Annotated in this window: 1 protein-coding gene; it reads left to right on the top strand. The window is 60.2% G+C overall.

Going from position 1 to position 620, the window contains the following annotated elements; genetic code table 11:
- A partial coding sequence (locus BMI01S_RS37900) for a recombinase zinc beta ribbon domain-containing protein (protein WP_042293661.1) occupies positions 1-620 on the top strand: 620 nt, incomplete at both ends.

Genomic DNA, 620 nt, shown 5'->3' with positions numbered 1-620 from the left:
AAAGGTGACGTCCAGTGGGACGAGCTCGATCACTCACGTGCACTATGGATCCTTCACCATCCCCGCTACACCGGAGCATTCTGCTTTGGACGCACACGTACGCGCAAACTTCCCGACGGCAAGCAGGTATGGCAAGCATTGCCTGTGGAGGAATGGACTGCCCTCATTCGGGACGCGCACGAAGGCTACATCACGTGGGAGCAGTTCGAAGAGTACGTGCGGATCCTGCATGACAATGCCCAGGCTCACGGCAGTGAGCGCGACCTAGGTGCCCCGCGTGAAGGCCCAGCGCTGCTGCAGGGGCTCGCGATATGTGGGCGTTGCGGTGACCGGATGACGATCCGTTACCATGTCCACGACACGCGCCGCGTGCCAGACTACGTGTGTCAGAGCCGCAGCATCAACGAAGCTATAGGGCGACCATGCCAGCAAATCAACGGTGCTGAACTCGACCAGGCAATCGGCAGGCTTCTGGTGGAAACCGTTACACCCGTGACGCTTCAGGTCGCGCTCGCGGTACAGAAGGAACTGGAGCAGCGATCCGGTGAGTTCGACAGGTTGCGTCGTCAGGAGATCGAGCGGGCAAACTATGAAGTCGAGCTGGCCCGTCGCCGTTACTT

The sequence above is a fragment of the Paraburkholderia mimosarum LMG 23256 = NBRC 106338 genome, from assembly GCF_000739815.1.
Classification (GTDB): domain Bacteria; phylum Pseudomonadota; class Gammaproteobacteria; order Burkholderiales; family Burkholderiaceae; genus Paraburkholderia; species Paraburkholderia mimosarum.
The sequence above is the reverse complement of the archived record's forward strand: the minus strand, read 5'-3'. Positions and strand labels throughout refer to the sequence as shown.